This window comes from Limnoglobus roseus, from assembly GCF_008254045.1.
Taxonomy (GTDB): domain Bacteria; phylum Planctomycetota; class Planctomycetia; order Gemmatales; family Gemmataceae; genus Limnoglobus; species Limnoglobus roseus.
The window spans coordinates 6,887,360-6,908,402 of record NZ_CP042425.1; the positions used below are offsets into that span (position 1 = coordinate 6,887,360).

Below are 21,043 nucleotides of genomic sequence, written 5' to 3' on the forward strand. Positions count from 1 at the left end.
TGCGTTGGGTGTCGAATTAGACCGGCACGCCGTGGGACACGACGCCACCACCGTTCTTGCCCGCCGTGACGGCGTAGGTGCCTGTCGCGGTGAATGCTTGTTCGACGAGTTCCTTCTGCTCGTGTTCATGAATCTTGTGCGAGCCGGTGGCCGGGCTGGCGCTCGCGTCGCGGCCGATGTACTCGACCGGCACGTTCATCGCCCGCAGGCGGGGTTCCACGAAGAACCACGCGCCCATGTTCTGCGACTCTTCCTGCACCCACCGCCACTCGACCGCCCGCCGGTACTTCGCCAGCACGGTCGCGAGTTGTTTCTCGGGCCACGGGTAGAGTTGCTCGACCCGCACGACGGCGACTTCGTCCGTGTTCCGCTCCTTTTGCTTCGCGAGCAGGTCGTAGTAAACCTTGCCCGTGCAGAACAGCACCCGCCGGACGCGGTCCGCGGCGGGCAGCGTGTCGTCGATCACTTCCTGGAACTTACCGGTGGTAAAGTCTTCGACCGGGGAGAGCGGCACCCGCAACAGGCTCTTTGGCGTCATCACGACGAGCGGCTTGCGGAAACTGCGTTTGATCTGCCGCCGCAGGGCGTGGAAGTAGTTCGCCGGCGTTGAGAAGTTGCAGACCTGCATGTTGTCCTCGGCACACAGTTGCAAGAACCGCTCGAAGCGGGCCGACGAGTGTTCCGGGCCGGCCCCCTCGTAGCCGTGCGGCAGGAGCATCACGATGCCGCTGCTGCGGTTCCACTTTGACTCGCCGGAACTGATGAACTGGTCAATCACGACTTGTGCGCCGTTCGCGAAGTCGCCGAACTGGGCTTCCCACATCACGAGCGCGTTCGGGTCGTCGAGCGAGTAACCGTACTCGAAGCCGAGGACCGCCGCCTCACTGAGATTGCTGTCGTACACGTCGAACGCGGCCTGCTTCGGGTCGAGGTTCGCGAGCGGGCAGTATGGCGTCCCCTTCTCGAAATCGTAGAGGAACGCGAAGCGGTGGCTGAACGTCCCGCGGCGACTGTCCTGGCCGCTGAGCCGGACCGGGTGGCCCTCGAGGACGAGCGAGCCGAACGCGAGGGCTTCGCCCGCCCCCCAATCGATCTTGTTGCGGCCCTTGATGTCATTCCGCCGCTTTTCGAGGATGTCCTTGAGCTTCGGGTGGAACGCGAAGCCGTCCGGCACGCTCACGATCTGGTCGGCGATCCGATCCACCACGTCCGGTTTGATCGCCGTCTCGACGGTCGCCGGGTTAAAGCGGCTGGTCATCCCGGTCCACACGCCGGAGAAGCCTCGCATCCCCTTCTTGCGCGGGGCGGACGACCGGACTTCGGTCAACGACGTGTCGAGCTTCGAACGGAAGTCCGCGTCGATGGCGTCGGCTTCTTCCTGGTTGAGCGTGCCGCCGGCGACGAGTTGTTTGGTGTAAACCGTCGTCACGCTCTCCTTCGCCCGGATCAGGCGGTACTCGACCGGCTGCGTGTACGAGGGCTCGTCCCCTTCGTTGTGGCCCCACTTGCGGTAGCAGAACAGGTCGATCACCACGTCGCTCTTGTACTGCTGGCGGTATTCGAGGGCCAACTCGGCGATGTAGACTGCGGCCTCCGGGTCCTCCGCGTTGACGTGGAAGATCGGGGCTTGGATGAACTTCGCGATGTCGGTGCAGTATTGCGTGCTGCGCGAGTCGCGGGGGCTGGTCGTGAAGCCGATCTGGTTGTTGACGACGACGTGAACGGTGCCGCCGACACGGTAGCCGGACAGGTTCGCCATGTTCAGTGTCTCGGCCACCAACCCCTGACCGGCGAAGGCGGCGTCGCCGTGGATGAGGATGGGGACGCCTTGGGTCCGGTCGGCGTCGCCGTGCATTTGCTGCTTGGCCCGCACGCGGCCTTCCACCACCGGGTTGACGATCTCGAGGTGACTAGGGTTCGGGGCGAGGCTGAGGTGAATCGAGTTGCCGTCAAGGGTCTTGATGTCCGACGAGAAGCCCATGTGATACTTCACGTCGCCGTCGCCGCCGTCGGCATCGACGTAGTAGCGGTCCTCGAATTCGTTGAAAATCTCCTCAAACGGCTTCCGCAGGATGTTCGCCAGCACGTTCAGGCGGCCGCGGTGGGCCATGCCGATGACGATTTCCTTCACCCCGAGCGACGGGGCCTTCTCGACGATCGCTTCCAAGATCGGCAGCAGTGTTTCGCCGCCTTCCAGGGAGAACCGCTTCTGCCCGACGAACTTCGTGTGCAGGAACTTCTCAAACAGTTCGGCGTAGTGCAGCGACATGAGCGTGCGGATCTTCTGCCGCGTCGCCAATTGCGGCTGGTTCATCCGCGGTTCCATCCGCTTCGCCAGCCACCCGCGGGCCTTGATGTCCTGAATGTGCATGTACTCGACGCCGATGGTGCGGGAGTACGTTTCCTTCAGCGTTTCGAGAACGTCGCGGAGCAACTTCGGCCCGTCCATGCCGAAGTACATCGATCCGTCAACGACCGAGTCCAGGTCCGCCGGCGACAGGTGAAAGCGTTCGAGGCTAATCAGCCAGGGTTCCTTGTCCGGCGCCGGGTTGAGCGGGTCGAGGTGGGCGGCGAGGTGTCCAAGGTCGCGGTAGGCGGTGATGAGTCGCACCGCCCCGCTCTGGAGGCGGGTTTCGACGTTCAGCGTCGTGGCGTTCGTCCCACCGGTTCCAGTTTTGCCGCCGAACTCGATGCCCTCGAAAAAAGCCTGCCAGGTCGCGTCCACACTGGCGGGGTCGGTTTGCCACTGGCGGTAGGCGTCTTCGACGAGATCACGGTTGAAATGATTGGCAAAAATCTCGCGAGCCATCGGGGGTCGCTCCATCTGAACCCGGTGGCGGAGAGGACCGGGTAAAAGTTCGGATGATCCTAGTTTATGCTTACGGAGCACGAGCCGTCGGGAACATCCTATTCGAATCGACAGTGGCCGAACGAGGGAGAAGCCCGAACTTGCGGTCATCAGGCAGGGTTTACGGCCTCGACCCGCCATTCTGCTGCCGAATAACCCGTTCCATTCAACCACCACGCTCGCACGTCCGGCGGTTCCGGGACCAAGCCGACGATCAGGTTCACAACCCGTTCGCTGTAGTTCTGCGCGAGGTCGTGCCGACTGGGGATCGGGTCGCTCAAGGGGTGGGAGTGGTACACGGCCAGTACGTCGGTCCCCGCTTGCCGCATCGCCTTCATGGCCGCGAACAGGCTTCGGGACTCGGAACGAAAGGCGACCGGCGACGCCAGTTCGTTCACCAGCCGGTGGAGTTTGCGGACCCGCCCAACGTTGGCTTCGACTACCCCGGCGAGCAGCCCGCAGCATTCGTTGGGGCGGTCGGCACGGGCGTGGGACAGCATTTCCTCGAAGACCGGCCGCGGAATCACGAGACGAAACGGGGGCATCGTTCGTAATTCTATACCTGCGGAGAACTCCCCCGTTAGGAATGAGCACGATGACGACTCTCGCTGACCTGAAGGGCCAAACCGTCGCGTTCGCGGCGTCCGGCGGCCTCGATTCCTGCACCGTGACCAAGTGGCTCTCGGAGCACGGCGTCAATGTCGTCGCCTTCACGGCCGATATCGCCCAGCCGGACGAGACGGACTTCTCCGAGATCGAACGGCGGATGCGGCTCTCTGGCGCGTCGGACTACATCGCGATCCCGCTGCACGACATGATCGCGGAGTCCGGCATCGAGGTCATTCAATTCCAGGCCCGCTACGAAGGCGATTACTGGAACACGACCGGCATCGGCCGACACGTCATCGTCGCCGGGATGATCCCGGAGATGGCGAAGCGCGGGATCAAGGTCCTCGGCCACGGGGCGACCGGCCGCGGGAACGACCAGGTGCGGTTCCAGCTTTGCACGAACATGCTCGACCCGACGGTGAGCATCTACGCCCCGTGGCGGGACGAGGCGTTCCTGAGCCGGTTCCGCGGTCGGACGGAAATGATCGACTACTGCGAGACGCACAAACTGCCGATCAAGGCATCGCGGTCGGCCCCCTACTCCACCGACGCGAACCTTCTCGGCCTCACCCACGAGGCCGGTCAACTCGAACACCTGAACGTCGGCCCGTGGTTCGTCACGCCGGGCATGGGCGTGAAGCCGGAACAGGCCCCCGATAAGGTGGAAGAGGTCACGGTCAAGTTCGAGAACGGCCGACCGGTCGCGATCAACGGCAAGGCCGTCTCGGCATTCCAGGCCATCCAGACCGCCAACGATATCGGCGGCCGGAATGCGGTCGGCATCTGCTCGCACCTCGTCGAGAACCGCTTCGTTGGCATCAAGTCGCGGGGCGTGTACGAATCGCCGGGGATGGAACTGCTCGGCACCGCGTTCAAGTACCTGCTGCAACTCGTGCTCGACCGCCGCAGCCGGGAACTGTACGACGCCATCTCGCCGTTCGTGTCGAAGCAGATCTATCAGGGGTACGGCTTCGACCTCGCAACTCACATGGCCCGTGAGGCGATCAAGCCGGTCCTGAAGTTGGTGAACGGCACCATCGCGTTGAAGCTCTACAAGGGGGGCGTGACGTTCGCCGCGGCGAACGACGTGCCGAACCAGATGTACTCGGAGTCGAACGCCTCGATGGAAGACATCGGAGAGTTCAACCACGCCGACAGCGAAGGCTTCCTGCGCGTGCTGCAAGTCTCGGCTCGGGCGCTCGCGGCCAACGGGCAAGTCACGCCGCCGAGGTGGGCCAAGCAGTAACAGAGACAAAATAGAAGAGGGGTGGTCGAACCGAGTTCGACCACCCCTCTTCTATTTCACCGTCAACCGGTTTAACGGCCGGCCGGCGGGAAGTACGGGTTAGCGGGAGCAGCCGTCGGCGGGGCATAGTACGCGCCCGTCAGCGGGGCCGCCGTCTGGAAGTGGGCGTTGTACGGCCAGTACAGGTACCACGGAGCGGCCTGGAGCGCGGGGAGCGGTTGCTTCCCGAAGAACCGAGCGAACGGCCCCGGCCCGGCTTGTTGGCCCGGCATCGCGCTAAACGGGCCGCCCGCGGCCGACGCGACGCCCGTCAGGGCGACCATGGTCATCACGGCGAAAATGATCTTCTTCATGTCTGTCCTCTCGGCGGTTTCGATCCTTCGAAACAATGGCGCACTCCCTACGAGCGCGCCGAGATTGTTCAGCAGGACTACTATCCCTGACAGTTTCCAAGATGGGAGGATCGCGGGGAAAAATGCCCGCGATCGAATCGGGGTCGTGCCAGTCGATTCGGAGGATCACGCCTCCCCGGTATTGCTGGCGAGGTTTGCCTTGCTTACTTGTTTTTCCCAGTCAGTACGCCCGGCAGGGTTTCAACGGGAGCGGCCGGGGCGATTTGGACGGGAATCGCGGTTGTGTTGACGGCTTGAGGAGCCTTTACCACTCCGGCAGGTTGATCGGATTGTACGGTCGTGCTCACGGGACACCCGCCGGGGGTGGCACACGGCGTTGCGTCAATTGTTGCGGAACCACTCGACGTGTAACACTGGCCGCCCGTCGAACCACACTTGCCCAGGCTCAGACTCGAGCCGCACTTGTGGGCGAGGGGGTTCACGCGGTGGAAGACGTTCTTGAGCGTGCAGAGCGAATAGTGCCCCCAGCCGAGGCCGTGACCGCTCAGCCCCTTTGCCCAACCGCACGAGCCGGAACCCGGGACCGGGCCGTTGTACCGGAGGTCCGAGGTCCAGGGGCCGTAGGGTTCGAACGGGTAGTAGCCGGCGTACGGGCCGTAGTTGAACAACGGGCCGTGGAAGTGGATGCGACTCAGGAAGCCGATGCAGAACCCGCCGCAGCCGAACGGCGGGAAGTGCGGGTGAGCCGGCCCGGGTTGCATGGCGTAACTCGGATACCCGTAACCCACGGCAGGTGCGGGCGTCGCGGCCGTTGCGCAGTTTTCACCCGCAGGGCATTGCGCTCGAAGTGAATTCGATGTCGCGAGCAGGGCCGGAAAGAGAAGCAGTGAGGTAAGGAGCCGTTTGGTCATGGAGTGCGTCCTGTGCACGGGTGCGTGGCGAGAAGGGCCGACGGGTGCCCATCCCTGGTACCGTCGGAATTGTTCCCGGAAATCGCCCGTTCGCAAGTGATTTCGTCGTCGATGTGGGGTGATGCAGGTCCAGGAACGGCGGCAGTGATCGGTTAATTGCGCAGTTCGACAGAGGGCGTGCGGTCCCCTCCCCCGGCACAGCCGGCGGAAGTGGCCGACTGTCGGAACCGCAACAAATCGTGCATCGGGATCGTTCGGCAGCCGACGCGCCGCTCCGGACCGTGACAATCGCTCCCGCCGGTGCAACCTAAACCGAGTTCCCCGGCCCACGCTCGCAGTTCGAGACTTCGCGAGTAGGTGACAGCCGGGAACTGCACTTCGACCCCGCCCAATCCCCAATCCCGCAACACGGTGAGTTGATCGCGAGAGAACTCGGCCGACGGGTGAGCGAGAGATGCCACACCGCCGGCGGCGCGAACTCGGTCGAGGGCATCTCGAAGGGAAATGACGCGCAACCGGTCAACCTGCCCACTTAGCGGCAGGACGAAGTGACGGAAGGCGTCGTGCAGGCGTCGAACCACGCCGGCCCGGACGAGTTCCCGCGCCACGTGACGGCGGCCGAGGCTGGGCGTTGAGACCGCGAGGTGATCCCAGTTCGATTCGATCAGACTCAGACCCCGTTCGCGAAGGAGTTGGCGAAACTGCTGAAACCGTCTCTCGCGGGCTTCTTGGAGCTGGCGGAGCATCTCTTGGAATGCGACATCGGGCCGGACAAAGTACGCAAGAAGGTGGTACTCGCGGTCGTCCCAGAAGGTGCTCAGTTCCACGCCGGGGATCAGTTCGATCGGAGAGCGGTTCGCCCGGATTGCGGCTTCCGCCTCCGCGAACCCGGCCGTCGTGTCGTGGTCGGTGATGGCGACGGCTTTCAGACCGGCTTGGACCGCGAACGCCACGATTTGCGAGGCCGTGAACTCCCCGTCGCTCGCCAGGGTGTGCGTATGCAGGTCGGCGAGGGCGGGGCGGGCGAGATTAGCCGCGTGCTGACAAAGGGCTGTAAACGGCTGGCGGCGTGGCACGTCACTCGGCCGCCGCGACTGGTTCGGCGGGGGTGGGCACAGGCGGTGCGGCTTGTTTCTTCTTGATGATCTTGTCGAGAATGCCGTTCACGAACCCCGGCGAGTCGGCCGACCCGTACCGCCGGGCTAACTCGATCACTTCGTCGATCGCCACGGCCGGCGGCGTCGGCTCGGCGGCGTGGATCATCTCGTAGGTGCCGATCCGCAACAAGTTCCGGTCCACCGGCAACATCCGGTTGATCCGCCAGTTCTCGGCCGTGGCCGAGATACTCGCGTCGATGGCCGCCTGGTTGCTGAGAACTTCGTCGTAAATTCTGAGGCAGAACTCGACGGCGTCCCCGTCCCGGATGAGGCGGTCGCGGGCGAACTTTTCGATGGCCTTCCGCGAGATCGGCTTCGGGTTCTGGTCCTTCTGAAAGAGCAGTTGGAGGGCGACTTCACGGGCACGGGAGCGGCGGGTCATGCGAGTACATCCACGGGAAACGACCGAAAGGGCTAGTATATCGAAACCGGCCGCGCACGTTCTACAACGACATCCCCAAGAGGTGCTGTCCCATGTCCCGCTTTCGCGTCGTGATTACCGACTTCCTGGACGATGACTTGGCCACCGAACGAGCCACGCTCGACGACATCGCGGACCTGACCGCGTGCAACGCCATGTCCGAAGACGAACTCGTCGGCAAGGTCGAAGAGGCCGACGCGGTGATGCTGTACCACAACATCAACTTGACCGCGAAGACCATCGAACGGCTGACGAAATGTAAGCTCATCGTCCGGTGCGGCGTCGGGTTCGACAACGTTGATCGCGTGTTCGCCCGGTCACGGGGCATTCCGGTTGCCAACGTCCCGGACTACGGCACGGAGGAAGTGGCCGACTCCGCCATCGGCCTGATGCTCGCCCTGACCCGCGGCATCCACCTCTACAACAACCGCCTCCAGCGCAGCCTCGGCCCGTGGTCGTACACGCAGGCGAATGCGCTGGCCCGACTTCGCGGCCGCGTGCTCGGCATCCTCGGCCTCGGCCGCATCGGGACGGCCACCGCCCTGCGGGCGAAAGCCCTGGGGATGAAGGTGATCTTCTTCGACCCGTACCTCGCCGACGGCATCGACAAGGCCGTCGGCATCACGCGGGTGGACACGTTAGAGAGCCTGCTGGAACAGAGTTTCGTCCTCAGTCCCCACTGCCCGCTCACGCCGGAAACGCACCACATCATCAACGCGACCACGCTCGCGCTGATGCCGAAGGGATCGTACCTTGTGAACACCTCGCGCGGGGCCGTCGTCGATCTCGCGTGCATTCCCGAGGCGATCGAGTCCGGCCAACTCGCCGGGGCGGGTATCGACGTTTTCCCGCACGAGCCGCCGCCGACGAACCACCCGCTGATCGACGCCTGGCGCGACCACTCACACCCGGCCCACGACCGCGTCATTATCAACCCGCACGCCGCCTTTTACTCGCAGGAAGGGCTGCACGACATCCGCGTGAAGAGTGCCGCGGCGTGCCGTCGGGCGTTGCTCGGCGTGCCGCTGAGAAACGTGGTGAATTGACCCTCAAGCCGCCCGCCGAACCTGGGTCGCGGGGCCACGCAACACGCTCTCGACGTATCCGAAAAGTTCCGACTCGTAGCGTGCGGCGTTGAATGGCACCGCGTTCCGGCGGGCGTCCATCGGATCGAACCGATCCTCGTTTTGTTCGAATCGCTCCATCGCCGCGATGACGGCATCGGTCCGCTGTTCGTCGAAAAACACCCCGGTCGGGTGGGAACCGCCGAGGGGCCGCACCGTCTCGGAACTTCCGCCCCGGCTGAACGCGATCACCGGGCACCCGCACGCCTGGGCTTCCACCGGCACGATGCCGAAATCTTCTTCGGATGGGAACAACACTGCCCTGGCCCGACGGTAGTGGTTGCGGATCACTTCGTCGGACTGCCGCCCGAGGAATTGCACGGTCGGCCCGGCCATTTTCCGCAACTTCGCGGCGTGCTGGCCCGTGCCGATGACGACGAGTTTCCGGCCCAACCGCGTACAGGCTTCGACCGCCAGATCGAACCGCTTGTACGGGGCTAAGGCCGAGACGATCAGGTAAAAGTCATCGCGTTGCGTCGCGGCCGGGGTATAAAAATTCGTGTCCACCGGCGGGTAGATCACGACGCTGTCGCGGTCGTAGCACTCGCGGATACGCTGACGAATCGTTTCACTGATGGCCACGAAGTGCGTCACACCGTCGGCCGTACGGCGGTCCCAATCACGAAGCCAACGGAGGAGTCGGTCGAGCGCGGCCGCCTTCACGCGGCTCAACCGTCCGGGTCGAAAGTAGGCGTCCCGCATGTGCCAGGCGTATCGCATCGGCGTGAAGCAATAGCTGATGTGCGGCGTCCCCGCCGGCGGCGTCGCAGCCTTCGCGAGACAATGGCTGAAACTCAACAGCAGATCACATTCGGGAATGGACCACTTGGCCGCCCACGGGAACAGCGGCAGAAGGTAGCGGTAATAGCGGTGAACGCCGGGCAGGCGGTTCAGCATGCTCGTTCGCGGTGCCAGGCGCTCGATGGCGGGCGAAACCGAGCCGCGATGATGGAACGCGGTAAAAAGTTTAGCATCCGGCCACCGATGACAGGCCGGCTCCAGGCACTTCTCGCCGCCCCTCATGCCGGTGAGCCAGTCGTGAACCAACATCACCCGTCGTCCATCGCCCATGTCCAAGCCCAGTACGGTTTCACGGCATTTTTTCGGACGCGGGATGATACCCTTTCCGTTTGTAATCGGGGAAGAGGAACCCGGAACCCGGAACTGTCAGCGATTCCGACAGTATCAATTGTGACACTCTTGTAACGATCAGAGACAATGATGGTCGCGGGATTCCCCCTGAAAGGTGTTGTCAGAGTTGCGTAAGGTGAGTTATCGTTGTAGGTTAAATGGAATTATTCCGGGTCCGCGAAGCGTAGTTTCTGTTGTGACGGAGCGGTTCGTAACCCGGAATGTTATCTCCGCGAAACATCTGTTAGCCCCGGTACGCACGATCGCGCCGACCGATGCCGTCCTGAAATCGTGCGACTGTCGTTGCTGAGAAGTGAGGGTGACATGGCTTTTTCTCTTTCCATCGGCAAGTGCAGCCTGCTCGGCAACTACCGTGAGAACAACGAAGACTCGATTGACGTGAAGCAGTTCCCGGACATGATCGTTTCGATCGTGGCCGACGGAATGGGCGGTCAGGCGGCCGGCGAAATCGCCAGCAAGCGGGCGATCGAAATCATCCCCCGCGAGTTGCGGAAGAACCTTTCCTCGCACCTCAACGGCGAGGGCGTCAAGTCCGTGACGCGGCGGGCCATTGCCCAGGCGAACGAAGAAATCATGGCGATGGGCGCGCTCGACAAAGACATGAAGAACATGGGCACGACCGTCGTGCTCGCCATCTGGCGGAAGGGGAATGAAATCTTCATCACCGGCGTCGGCGACAGCCGGGCGTATCTGATCCGCAACAAGAAAATCCAGCAACTCACCATCGACCACTCGCTCGCCCGCGCACTCGTTGAAGCGAAGACGATTTCCGAAGCCGAGGCGAAGGACCACCGATTCAAGAACGTCCTGTGGAAGTACCTCGGCTCGAAAGAAGTCGGCGAAGGACCGGACGTGTCCGGCATCCCGATTCAGGCGGGCGACCGCTTCCTGCTCTGCACCGACGGACTCACCGGCGCCGTGGGAGACGAGCAATTGGCCAGTTTCGTCACGCAACAAACCGACATGCAGGTGTGTGCGGAAGCCCTCGGTCAGTTGGCCCTCGATTCCGGCTCACGCGATAACGTCTCCTGCGTCGTGATCGAAGTTCAGGAAAGTTAACCGAGAGATTGCGGGTCGTTCACGGATGGCCGGGAGGAAACTCCCGGCCTTCGTCATTTCCGGCTCAAGTCCCTGCCCCGAAAGTCGGCCGCTCGCGGTTGAAAACTACCCAGTTTCAACTCTTTCGCTGTCTCCCTCAGAACTTGGCTAGCGGGCAACCGATAACTCTGGTATTCGGCCCGCGGGAGGCTTCGTGGAGATGCGGTGGCTAGGGACTTTTTTTGTTGCGTGGTTGTTGACGGTGGCCGACGCACGCGCCGCCGTTGACACCCTGCCCCGGTACGACCTTCGACTGACACTCGACACAAATCTGCACCGGGCCGACTTTCGGATGACCGTGACGTGGACGAACCACCACCAACGGCCGACGAACGAAATCGCCTTCAACTTCTACCCGCAATATCGAATCCCCGACGGCGACCACCTGCTGTTGGCGAAGACGCTGGAACTCCTGCGGCTGAACCCCTCATCCGGCATCGACCGCGCGGGCCGACACGGTACCATCGAACGGGTGACCATCCCTGCGAAGACCGGGGAACCGACACTTCTCAGCTTCCACTACCGACACGACAACCCGTCGGCGATCATCGTCGAACTGCCGACGGCCGTGAACGCGGGTGAAACGGTCGTGGTGGAACTCGAAGGCACGATCCGCCTGCCGAACAAGCAAGGCCGGTGGGGCCACTGGCAAGGTGTGCATTACGTGTCCAACGCCCTGCCGGTTGTGGCGTTCTATGACGAAATCGGCTGGCACGCGATGCCGTTCATCCCGTGGCACCAGCCGTTTTGGAACGAGGCGGGACAGTACACTGCGACCATCCGCGTGCCCGCCGATCAGAAGATCGCGTGCTCGGCCGGCGTACAGTATGAAAGCATCGCGGCGGACGGCTGGAAGGAGATCGTCACGGCTCCGTTCGTGGGCCGCGATTTTGCCGTTCTGGCGAGCGCCGAGTACGTGGAATCGGCGAGCACGATTCGCCTGCCGAGCGGACGCGAGATTACGCTGAAGTGCCTTGCGTTCCCGCGGCACGAGCACTACGCCAAGGAAATCCTCAAGATCGTCGGCGAGGCGATCCCCGCCTATTCCGAGTGGTTCGGCGAGTTCCCCTACGCGCAGTTCACCGTCGCCGAGTCGTTCTTCGGGTGGAACGGCAACGAGTGCAGTGGCCTCATCATGATCGACGAGCGGGTCTTCGGGATGCCGCACCTCGCCCGCGGGTACGTGGAGTACCTCGTTTCGCACGAGACGTGCCACCAGTGGTGGTACAACATGATCGGCACGAACGGCTACGCCGAAACGTTCATGGACGAAGGGGCGGCCACGTACTTCACCCACCGATTGCTCGACAAGAAGCACGGCAAGAACAACGCCTTCCTCGAATGGCCGGACGGTCTGACGTGGCTGCCGAACATCAACCGCGAGAACTATCGTAACGCGAGCATGTACGGCGCGATCCGCCGGAACCAGATGCCGGCGGCCGCGGGCGAGTTGCCGGGGTTCAACCACCTCGTCGGCCTGTTCAGTGGCGCGTACGACCGCGGGTCGCGCGTCTTCGGCATGATCGAGGCGCAACTCGGCGAAACGGCGTTCCTCGACTTCATGCGCGACGTGACGCAGAAGTATTCCTGGCGCGTCCTCTCGGCCCAGCAGTTCAAGACCGAACTCGAAGCCTACACTGGTCGGTCGCAGGACGAGTTCTTCGAGCGGTGGGTCTACGGCAAGGGGATCACCGACTGGCAGATCGAGAGCGTGGCCGGCGGCAGTTCTGTCTTCGACCGCGCGGTGACCGGCGTGCAGCCGGGGCCGCGGCGGATGGAAATTATCGTCGCGCAGACCGGCGACTACAACGAGCCGACGACCCTCGGTTTCCAGTTCGCGGACGGCGACGGCTTCCCGATTCGCATTCCCCTGAGCGCGACGGCGGCCACCGTGCGGGTAGCCGAGCAAGACGTGCTGATTCAGCCGTTACCGGACAACAAGGTGCGGGTCGAACTCACGTTGCCGTCCGAACCGTCGCAGATTTGTGTGGACCCGGACCGCGTGCTGATCGACCGCAACCCGGCCAACAACGTCTGGCGGCAGAAGCCGCGGTTCACCCTGTCGCCGTTCTACTCGATGCTCAACGAGACCGATCTGACGAACGATTACGACAAGTGGAACTTCGGCGGCGGACCGTGGATCGGCGGGGCCCTCTTTCCGGACCCGTGGTACACGCGGTCGACGATGGTCGGCGTGCGGGCCGGGGCGTACCGCACGCAAATTTTCAGCGGCGGCCTGTACGGCGCGTACCGCTCAGACTTCCGCGACCTCGTAATCGGGGCCGACGGCCTCTGGGACCACTGGCCCCTGCCGAAGACGCAACTCGGGTTCAACGTCGAACAACGAATCGCTGGTCCCTACGGCGACGTGAACGGCCGCAACTCGGCCACCCGCGCGTCGACGTTCGCCCGCTACGTCTGGCAGTACGGGTCCAGCCTGTACCTGCCGCCGCTCGCGTATACCGAGGTCTTTCAGACGTACCAGGACAACTTCCTGCCGTTCGCTCGGGCGACGCCGGCGGGAGCGGTGCGGCCGGACTCGACGTACCTCGCCGGTCTGCACACCCGCGTGAACCTCTACACGCCCTACTGGGACCCGGAGTGCGGCTTCTGGGTGGACGCGACCTACGGCTCAGGCGTGGCACGACTGGACAAGGACGTCGGCCTGCACCAACTGCGGCTCGAACTGGCCGCGGTACGCAGGCTGAGCGATTCCGACTGCCTCGGCCGACTCGGGCAATCACGGCTGGCCGTGCGGGTGGTCACGGAGGGGGCGTTCCCCGACCGCGGGCAGTTCTTCGCCCTCGGCGGCAGCACACTCTTCCGCGGGTACGATCTGGCGGAACGACAGGGGAGCGCGCTCTGGGTGGCGAACGCGGAACTGCGCGTCCCGCTGGCTCGCGACGTGACGTGGGACGTGCTGGATCACGTTGCCGGTGCCCGCAACGTCTGGCTCGCCGGCTTCTACGACGTGGGTGGCGTTTACTCGAACGGGCGGGTCGTCAAGAACGTGGCTCACGCCCTCGGGGCAGGCATCCGGGTGGATACCGCGTTGTTCAGTTTCATCGAGCGGGTCACGTTGCGATTCGACGTGGCGAAGACCATCAACGACAACACGCCGTTCCAGTTCTGGTTCGGCGTGCAGCATGCCTTCTAGTTCATCATCCGTAGACACCGGCCCAATATTGTTCGTCTAAGCAAGCAAAGTCTGTCGATCGCTCGGAACGCAGATAGCGATATCGCTCGATATGAATGCCCTTTGCTTCGGTGAGACCAACACCAAACGCCGTGCAGATGAGCAAGAGCGCGCCAAGGATGTCGCATGCCAAGATGCGCACGTCGATATCCTCCCAATTTTCGCCCCGTGGCGAGGTCATGAGTGTTGTCTCCGTTTCCGGGACGATGGTTACGCCCCGCCGAATGCTAGCTTCGGGTTAATCGTCCCCTGCGGCGCGGCCTCGGGCTGTTCGGACGGTTGGTCGTTCTTCTCCGGGGCGGGCGACTTCCGCAACAGTTTGTCCACGGCCTCGCGGTCGAGTTCTTCCTGCTGCAACAAGGCATTCGCGAGGCGGTCGAGGTCTTCGCGGTTATTCTGCAACAACCCGTAAGCCCGCGTCTCGGCTTCGCTGAGGATGCGTTGCACTTCCTCGTCGATGATGCGGGCCGTGCCTTCGCTGAAGTCGCGCGACTCGGCCATCTCTTTGCCGAGAAAAGGGTGGTCCTCGCCCGCCCGGTAGGAAACCGGGCCGAGTTTCTCGCTCATGCCGAACTGCGTGACCATCATGCGGGCGATCTTCGTGCCGTGTTTCAAGTCCCCGATCGCGCCGCTCATCGGCTCGCCGAAGACGAGGCGGTCTGCCGCCCGGCCGCCGATAGCGACGACCAACTCGGCCAGCAGTTCGGTGTACGAGTGGTCGATCCGGTCCTCGTCGGGGGAGAACAGCGTGAACCCGCCGGCCCGACCGCGGGGGACGATCGAGACGCGCTCGATCGGGTCGGTCTTCGGCTCCAGCCACGCACAAAGGGCGTGCCCGGCCTCGTGGTAGGCGGTGCGGCGTTTCTCCTCTTCGCCGTAGGCTTCCTCTCGCTTCGCCCCCAGGCGGACGCGGTCGGAGGCCTGATCGAAGTCCCCCTGATCGATCTTGTTCTTCCCCTCGCGAGTGGCGATCAGTGCGGCCTCGTTGCACAGGTTCCGCAATTCGGCCCCGCTCATGCCGATCATGCCGCGGGCGATCCGCTCCAAGTCGAGCGTGTCCGCGAGTGGCTTGTTCCGCGTGTGGACCTTAAGGATGGCTAGCCGCCCTTGCCAGGTCGGGCGGGCGACGGTGATGTGCCGGTCGAACCGACCGGGCCGTAAGAGAGCCGAGTCGAGTACGTCCGGCCGGTTGGTGGCCGCGAGGACGATGACCGTCTCCGACGGCTGGAAGCCGTCCATCTCGCTGAGAATCTGGTTCAGCGTTTGTTCGCGTTCGTCGGACCCGCCGCCGACGCCGGCCCCGCGCATGCGGCCGACGGCGTCGATCTCGTCAATGAAGATCACGCACGGCGAGTGTTCCTTCGCCGTCTTGAACAGGTCGCGGACGCGGCTCGCACCGACTCCGACAAACATCTGAATGAACTCGGAGCCATTGATGTTGTAGAACGGCACATTCGCCTCGCCGGCCACTGCTTTCGCGAGCAGAGTCTTGCCCGTACCCGGCGGACCGACCAGCAGGACGCCCTTCGGCACCTGCGCGCCGAGGCGGGTGAACTTGTCCGGGTTGCGGAGGAAGTCCACGACTTCTTGCAGTTCTCGCTTCGCGGCGTCCATCCCGGCCACGTCCTCGAACGTGGTCCGGGTCTTCCCCTTCTCGTACCGGCGGGCCGGGCTGCGGATATAGTTGTTGATGAAACCGCCGCCGTTGGATTCGCGAATGCGCGGCAGGATGAAAAAGAGGACGAACCCAACGAACGCGGCGAGCAGGAGCGTGCTCCAGAGCAGCGGGCCGAAGTACGAGAGTTGTTCTTCCTCGACCGAGACGACGACCGGGTCCGCACCGTCGTTCTTCTGCGCGCGGGCCTTGCGGTCGGCCTCTTTCACCACGTCGGCCACGTCGCGGTAGGTGTTGTCGGTGTGCGGCAACAGTACCGAGAAAAGGCCGCCGGTCAGGTTATTGGCCTTCGCAACGTCCCCCTTCGGGTCGCGGACTTCGCCGTAGGCCCGCTCCTGGCCGATGATCTTGAATGCCTTGATCTCGCCGCCGTCGCGGATTTTCTCGAAGGCCGTGACCGAGATGCGCGTCGGGTTCTGGAAGAGCAAGAGGAGGATCACAACGCCGAGGATGACCGTGACGGCCACCCACCCGCCGGGCAACAATGAACTCGACCGGCCCGACTTGGCCGCGGGCGGCGTGGGAGCGGTCGGCCCTTCATTCGGAGCAGATGCCATTCAGAACAGCCTCAGGGGAGAACTGATCAATCAGATACACAATCCGTGCCATTTTAGGACTGTGCGTCGGAACGATAACAGAATTCGGGCCGAAGATTACGCGAACAGGGCCTTCACCGGGTGGTGTTCTTCGACGCCGGTCAACCGCTGGTCCAACCCTTGTGCCGTCGCAGTGAAGCGGTTGTTGTCGATGCCGAGGCTGTGCAGGACCGTGGCGTTCAACTCGTGCAGGTGGACCGGGTCGCGCGTGATGTTGTAACTGAAATCGTCCGTTTCGCCGTAAACGAAGCCCGGCTTCAGCCCGGCCCCGGCCATCCACATCGTCCAACAGCGCGGGTGGTGGTCGCGGCCGTAATTTGCCTTCGTTAGCCCGCCCTGGCAATACACCGTGCGGCCGAACTCGCCGGTCCAGACGACGAGCGTGTCCTTCAACAGCCCGCGTTGCTTCAGGTCGGTGACGAGCGCATAGCCCGCCTGATCTACGTCGCGGCACTGAGCCGGCAAATCGACGGCGATGTTGCCGTGCTGGTCCCAGCCGCGGTGGAAGAGTTGCACGAACCGCACGTCCCGCTCGATCAATCGGCGGGCCAGAAGGCAACTCGCGGCAAACGTCCCCGGCTTCGTCGCCTCCGGGCCGTACATCGCGAGCGTTCTCTTGTCCTCCTTCGACAAGTCCATCAGTTCCGGCACGCTCGTCTGCATGCGGAAGGCCATCTCGTACTGCGTGATCCGCGTCTGCGTCTCCAGGTCGGCGATTTCGTCGAAGTGCTGTTGGTTCAACTTGCCGAGCGAGTCGAGCATCTTGCGGCGGGTCGCCGGCTCAACGCCGTCGGGGTTCGACAGGAACAGCACCGGGTCGCCCTGCGATCGGAGCGCGACGCCTTGGTGTTTGCCCGGCAAGAAGCCACTGCTCCACAAGCGATTGTAGATCGCCTGCGCGTCGGTCTTGCTGCTCCACGAAGGCGTCATAACGACGAAGTCGGGTAGGTTCTTGTTCATCGTGCCGAGGCCGTAGCTCAGCCACGAGCCGAGGCTCGGCTTGCCGGGAATCTGGTTGCCGGTGCAAAGGTAGGTGACGGCCGGGTCGTGGTTGATCGCCTCCGAATTCACGGTGCGAACGACGGTTAACTCGTCGGCCATCTTCGCCGTCCACGGCAGCAATTCGCTCATCCACATACCGGACTTGCCGCGTCGCTCGAACTTGAACTTCGACGGGGCAAGCGGGAACCGCTTCTGACCACTGGTCATCGTCGTGAGCCGTTGACCGTTGCGGACACTCTCGGGTAGGTCCTTGTCGAACAGGTCTTCCAGCTTCGGCTTGTAGTCGAACAGGTCGATCTGCGACGGCCCACCATTCATATGCAGGAAGATCGCACGCTTCGCCTTCGGAGCGAAGTGCGGCAAGCCGGGAATTGCTCCGGCGGCCCGCGCGGGCAACAACGTGGATAGGGCCGCGGTACCGAGGCCGAGCGCGGACTTGCCGAGGAACGCCCGCCGCGTCTGGCCGGCGAGGAAATCGGGGATCGGGTGCATCGTCGGCCTCGGTTACTTGGTCAGGACTTCGTCGAGGTTCAGAATCGTGTTCGCAACCATCGTCCACGCCGCGAGCGTGACCGGGTCGCCCTTCCCTTCGGCCGCAAGTTTCTTGGCCGCGGAGGGATCTTTCGTGAAGTCGGCCCGGAATCCTTCGAAGGCCGACTTCAGAAGCGTTCGCTCGGCGTCGGTCGCGGGGCGACAGACGATCAGTTTGAAAAGATAGCCGGCCGGGTCGTCGCCGCCGTCTTGAAGTGCGCGACGGGCCGCCCCGCGGGCGGCTTCGACGAACTGCGTCTCGTTCATGAGCAAGAGCGCCTGCAACGGCGTGTTAGTGCGCTCGCGGCGGACGGTACACGCCTCCCGGCTGGGGGCGTCGAGGGCGGTCATCTGCGGCGGCGGGGCGGTTCGCTTCCAGAACGTGTACAGACTCCGCCGGTGTGTTTTCTCCGCGTCCTTGTCGGGCGTGAAGCGGGCGGTGTTGCTGCCGGTGTAGCCGACCGCCTCCCACAAGCCGGCCGGCTGCGGCGGCTTCACGCTCGGCCCGCCGACCTTCTCCACCAGCAAACCGCTGACGAACAACGCCTGATCGCGAATCATCTCGGCGTCGAGGCGGTACCGTGGCCCGCGGGCGAGAAGGCGGTTCTGCGGGTCTTTCGCGAGTTTGTCGGCCGTCACTTTCGCCGACTGACGATAGGCCGCCGACAGCACCAGCGACTTCATGAACTTCTTCACGTCCCAGCCGCTCTCGACGAAGTCCACGGCCAGCCAATCGAGCAATTCGGGGTGGCTCGGCAGCTCGCCCTGCGTGCCGAAGTCGTCGGCCGTCTTGACGAGGCCGGTGCCGAACAGTTGTTGCCAGAATCGGTTGACCGCCACGCGGGCGGTGAGGGGGTGCTTGGCATCGACGAGCCAGTTCGCGAGGCCGAGGCGGTTGACCAGCGTGCCCTTCGGAACGGCGGGCAGAGCCTTCGGCGTGGCCCGACCGACTTGGTCGCCGCGCTGGTCGTACTCGCCGCGTTTGAGCAAGAAAGCCGGCCGCGGCGTGGGACGCTCCTTGAAGACGTAAGACACCGGAATTTCGCCCTGAGCCTTCGTAAGTTGGACCGTCAACTCGGCTCGTTCCTTGTGCAACGGGTCCAACGTCTCTCGTGTCTTCGTGTAGCCGTACTCGATGAAGTAATCGCGGAGTTCCTTCGACTGGGCGGCGGTCCGCTTGGCCGCGTCGAATTTGAGCAGGTCGCGGATCGCTTTCGGAACGGCCGTGTCGGCGACGCTCACGGCGGCCCACTCGTTCAGCGAATCGAAGTGGCGATCGCCCTGCGGCGTTGAGGTGAGCAAACCGGCCTTGTCCCAGAATGCGGTGCCGTCGAACTGCGTGAACGCAAGGCCGGTGATGACCGTGCCCGGCTTGATCCCCACACGGGCGGCGGGAACTTCCAGCCGAACCCATTTGCCCCCTTCGGGCAGTTGCCCCTGCTGTCGGCGTTCCGTGGTGCGGTCCATCCCCCAGTCGATGCGGTTCTCGCCCCAGAACGCCCGGTGCAGCCAGCCGGTCGTGTGCCACTGAAGCATGATCTCCTTCGGCGGATTCTTCGGGTCGATCCAGACCGACGCGAAGAGTTTGTCCCCTTCCCCGACGCGCAAACCCGGACTGACTTCCGAGACGACGACCTGTCGAAGACCGGTCGCCGTCAGCTTCACCGACTTCGTGCCGGATGCGGGTTCTCGCACGCTTTTCTCGACGAACTCCCAGGCGACATTCGTGCCGCCCTCGGCCGCGAATTGTGACTTCGGCGGTAAGGCGTCGTCGATCCAGACGACCTCCCGGAGCTTCGGATTCACCGCTTCAGCCGCCGAAGCGTCCTCGGTGTACGAAGCCTTCGCCACGGCCTCCGCGATCCGCTTGTTCAGGCCCGCGAACTTGGCTTGAAGTTCCTTCAACTTCTGACTCTGCCCCGCCGTTGGCACGGACACGATCGGGGCGTGCCGAGCGGCGTTGCCGTCGAGGGCTGAGCCTTCGATGCTGTTGAAGTAGGCGAACAGCGAGTAATAATCTTTCTGCGAAATCGGGTCGTACTTGTGGTCGTGACAGCGGGCACAGCCGGCGGTCAGGCCGAGCATGACGGAGCCGAACGTGTCCACGATGTCCACGACGTTGCGAACGTAGCACTCTTCTTCAATCGAGCCGCCTTCGCTGGTCGTGATGCCACAGCGCAGGAACCCGGTGGCGACGAGTTGCTCGACCGTCGGATTCGGCAACAGGTCGCCGGCTACCTGTTCAACGAGGAAGCGATTGAACGGCTGATTCCGGTTGAACGACCCGATGATCCACTCGCGGTAGGTCCACATCTCGCGGAAGTTGTCGAGGTGCAGTCCGTGCGTGTCGCCGTAGCGGGCGTTGTCCAGCCAGTACCGGGCCATGTGCTCGCCGTACCGCGGCGATGCCAATAGACGATCGACCACTTTCTCCGCCGCGTTGACACCTGTGTCTTTGAGGTAGGCGTCGATCTCCGCGGGCGTCGGCGGCAGGCCGGTCAGATCGAACGTGACGCGACGGAGCCACGTCGCCTTCGGGGCTTCGGGGTTCGCCTTTAAGCCTTCGCGTTCGAGCCGAGCGAGGAGGAAGCGGTCGATTGCGCCGGTCGCCCCCTGGACCGTCGGCACCGCGGTCTTCTTCGGAGCCACGAACGCCCAGTGCTCGTTCCACTTGGCCCCCTGCTCCACCCACTGCGTCAGCTTCGCGACCTGCTCCGGCTTGAGCGGCTTGTTGAACTTCTTCGGCGGCATCACCGTGTCCGGGTCGTGCCCGGCGACCCGCTCGATCAGTTCGCTCTCGGGGGGCTTGCCGGCCGTCACGACCGTCGCGAGGCCGTCCTTCGTGTCGAGCCGCAGATCGGCCTTTCGGCTCTTTTCGTCCGGCCCGTGGCAGGCGTAGCAATGCTCGGCCAGGATCGGCTGAACCTCGCGGTTGAAATCGACCACCTTCGCTCCACCAGGTTCAGCCGCGGAGATCGCAGTGGTGCTCAGGCCCATCAACAGCGCGAAAAGCGGCAGGCGGTGGATCATCAAAAGTGTCATGGACGACCCGAAGCGAAGGGTGCGGCAGGCAGGAGGGCGGAACCGTGATCTTGTTTATACCTGATCGGAACGACGAATGCCA

General features: G+C 63.8%; 15 protein-coding genes. 4 read left to right on the forward strand and 11 right to left on the reverse strand.

The features are described from left to right. Positions 1 to 16: 16 nt before the first annotated feature. The gene (locus tag PX52LOC_RS29385; protein WP_149113429.1) at positions 17 to 2,809 is read right to left on the reverse strand and encodes a 2-oxoglutarate dehydrogenase E1 component; all 2,793 of its coding nucleotides are present in this window, start codon (positions 2,807 to 2,809) and stop codon (positions 17 to 19) included. A 149-nt stretch (positions 2,810 to 2,958) separates the two neighbouring features. Continuing rightward, positions 2,959 to 3,393: a M67 family metallopeptidase gene (locus tag PX52LOC_RS29390; protein WP_149113430.1), complete on the reverse strand. Its 435-nt coding sequence runs from the start codon at positions 3,391 to 3,393 to the stop codon at positions 2,959 to 2,961. Positions 3,394 to 3,443: 50 nt separating this feature from the next. Here PX52LOC_RS29390 and argG point away from each other — a divergent pair, with 50 nt between their 5' ends. Next, positions 3,444 to 4,703, forward strand: a complete 1,260-nt coding sequence (gene argG / locus PX52LOC_RS29395; protein WP_149113431.1) for an argininosuccinate synthase — start codon at positions 3,444 to 3,446, stop codon at positions 4,701 to 4,703. Positions 4,704 to 4,774: 71 nt separating this feature from the next. Here the strand turns inward: argG and PX52LOC_RS29400 are convergent, their stop codons facing one another. The 4 genes from PX52LOC_RS29400 to nusB all read right to left on the reverse strand — a co-directional run bounded on the left by PX52LOC_RS29400 (position 4,775) and on the right by nusB (position 7,506). Then, positions 4,775 to 5,056, reverse strand: a complete 282-nt coding sequence (locus PX52LOC_RS29400) for a hypothetical protein (protein WP_149113432.1) — start codon at positions 5,054 to 5,056, stop codon at positions 4,775 to 4,777. 203 nt (positions 5,057 to 5,259) lie between these two features. Then, complete coding sequence (locus tag PX52LOC_RS29405; RefSeq protein WP_149113433.1) at positions 5,260 to 5,817, reverse strand: hypothetical protein; 558 nt, start codon at positions 5,815 to 5,817, stop codon at positions 5,260 to 5,262. A 302-nt stretch (positions 5,818 to 6,119) separates the two neighbouring features. Beyond that, the gene (locus PX52LOC_RS29410; RefSeq protein WP_168219279.1) at positions 6,120 to 7,043 is read right to left on the reverse strand and encodes a PHP domain-containing protein; all 924 of its coding nucleotides are present in this window, start codon (positions 7,041 to 7,043) and stop codon (positions 6,120 to 6,122) included. Position 7,044: 1 nt separating this feature from the next. Next, positions 7,045 to 7,506 carry a transcription antitermination factor NusB gene (gene nusB / locus PX52LOC_RS29415; RefSeq protein WP_149113435.1) on the reverse strand — a complete coding sequence of 154 codons (462 nt, stop codon included), beginning with the start codon at positions 7,504 to 7,506 and terminating at the stop codon, positions 7,045 to 7,047. 92 nt (positions 7,507 to 7,598) lie between these two features. Here nusB and PX52LOC_RS29420 point away from each other — a divergent pair, with 92 nt between their 5' ends. Further along, positions 7,599 to 8,591: a C-terminal binding protein gene (locus PX52LOC_RS29420; protein ID WP_149113436.1), complete on the forward strand. Its 993-nt coding sequence runs from the start codon at positions 7,599 to 7,601 to the stop codon at positions 8,589 to 8,591. 3 nt (positions 8,592 to 8,594) lie between these two features. Here the strand turns inward: PX52LOC_RS29420 and PX52LOC_RS29425 are convergent, their stop codons facing one another. Continuing rightward, the gene (locus PX52LOC_RS29425; RefSeq protein WP_246173498.1) at positions 8,595 to 9,719 is read right to left on the reverse strand and encodes a glycosyltransferase; all 1,125 of its coding nucleotides are present in this window, start codon (positions 9,717 to 9,719) and stop codon (positions 8,595 to 8,597) included. Positions 9,720 to 10,124: 405 nt separating this feature from the next. On the opposite strand from PX52LOC_RS29425, the gene PX52LOC_RS29430 reads away from it, so the two are divergent. Both PX52LOC_RS29430 and PX52LOC_RS29435 read left to right on the forward strand, forming a co-directional pair. Beyond that, entirely contained in the window at positions 10,125 to 10,880 is a 756-nt protein-coding gene (locus PX52LOC_RS29430) for a PP2C family protein-serine/threonine phosphatase (RefSeq protein WP_149113438.1), read from the forward strand. Positions 10,881 to 11,121: 241 nt separating this feature from the next. Beyond that, positions 11,122 to 14,076, forward strand: coding sequence for a M1 family aminopeptidase (locus PX52LOC_RS29435; protein WP_168219280.1), 2,955 nt, complete (start codon positions 11,122 to 11,124; stop codon positions 14,074 to 14,076). A gap of 4 nt (positions 14,077 to 14,080) precedes the next feature. On the opposite strand, the gene PX52LOC_RS29440 is transcribed toward PX52LOC_RS29435, so the two are convergent. The 4 genes from PX52LOC_RS29440 to PX52LOC_RS29455 form a co-directional block, all read right to left on the reverse strand. Next, positions 14,081 to 14,296 carry a hypothetical protein gene (locus tag PX52LOC_RS29440; protein ID WP_149113440.1) on the reverse strand — a complete coding sequence of 72 codons (216 nt, stop codon included), beginning with the start codon at positions 14,294 to 14,296 and terminating at the stop codon, positions 14,081 to 14,083. 29 nt (positions 14,297 to 14,325) lie between these two features. Next, positions 14,326 to 16,347 (reverse strand): ATP-dependent zinc metalloprotease FtsH, encoded by a 2,022-nt coding sequence (ftsH, locus tag PX52LOC_RS29445; protein ID WP_149113441.1) that lies wholly within the window; start codon positions 16,345 to 16,347, stop codon positions 14,326 to 14,328. A 96-nt stretch (positions 16,348 to 16,443) separates the two neighbouring features. Further along, on the reverse strand, positions 16,444 to 17,880 hold the full coding sequence (locus PX52LOC_RS29450; protein WP_149113442.1) for a DUF1501 domain-containing protein: 1,437 nt from the start codon (positions 17,878 to 17,880) through the stop codon (positions 16,444 to 16,446). A 12-nt stretch (positions 17,881 to 17,892) separates the two neighbouring features. Further along, on the reverse strand, positions 17,893 to 20,961 hold the full coding sequence (locus PX52LOC_RS29455; RefSeq protein ID WP_149113443.1) for a DUF1553 domain-containing protein: 3,069 nt from the start codon (positions 20,959 to 20,961) through the stop codon (positions 17,893 to 17,895). Positions 20,962 to 21,043 lie beyond the last annotated feature (82 nt).

Coding starts and splice junctions, on each gene's coding strand:
- PX52LOC_RS29400 (WP_149113432.1), bottom strand. CDS start 5,056: ATGAAGAAGATCATTTTCGCCGTGATGACCATGGTCGCCCTGACGGGC.
- PX52LOC_RS29420 (WP_149113436.1), top strand. CDS start 7,599: ATGTCCCGCTTTCGCGTCGTGATTACCGACTTCCTGGACGATGACTTG.
- PX52LOC_RS29405 (WP_149113433.1), bottom strand. CDS start 5,817: ATGCAACCCGGGCCGGCTCACCCGCACTTCCCGCCGTTCGGCTGCGGC.
- PX52LOC_RS29430 (WP_149113438.1), top strand. CDS start 10,125: ATGGCTTTTTCTCTTTCCATCGGCAAGTGCAGCCTGCTCGGCAACTAC.
- PX52LOC_RS29425 (WP_246173498.1), bottom strand. CDS start 9,719: ATGTTGGTTCACGACTGGCTCACCGGCATGAGGGGCGGCGAGAAGTGC.
- PX52LOC_RS29440 (WP_149113440.1), bottom strand. CDS start 14,296: ATGACCTCGCCACGGGGCGAAAATTGGGAGGATATCGACGTGCGCATC.
- nusB (WP_149113435.1), bottom strand. CDS start 7,506: ATGACCCGCCGCTCCCGTGCCCGTGAAGTCGCCCTCCAACTGCTCTTT.
- PX52LOC_RS29390 (WP_149113430.1), bottom strand. CDS start 3,393: ATGCCCCCGTTTCGTCTCGTGATTCCGCGGCCGGTCTTCGAGGAAATG.
- ftsH (WP_149113441.1), bottom strand. CDS start 16,347: ATGGCATCTGCTCCGAATGAAGGGCCGACCGCTCCCACGCCGCCCGCG.
- PX52LOC_RS29455 (WP_149113443.1), bottom strand. CDS start 20,961: ATGACACTTTTGATGATCCACCGCCTGCCGCTTTTCGCGCTGTTGATG.
- argG (WP_149113431.1), top strand. CDS start 3,444: ATGACGACTCTCGCTGACCTGAAGGGCCAAACCGTCGCGTTCGCGGCG.
- PX52LOC_RS29385 (WP_149113429.1), bottom strand. CDS start 2,809: ATGGCTCGCGAGATTTTTGCCAATCATTTCAACCGTGATCTCGTCGAA.
- PX52LOC_RS29450 (WP_149113442.1), bottom strand. CDS start 17,880: ATGCACCCGATCCCCGATTTCCTCGCCGGCCAGACGCGGCGGGCGTTC.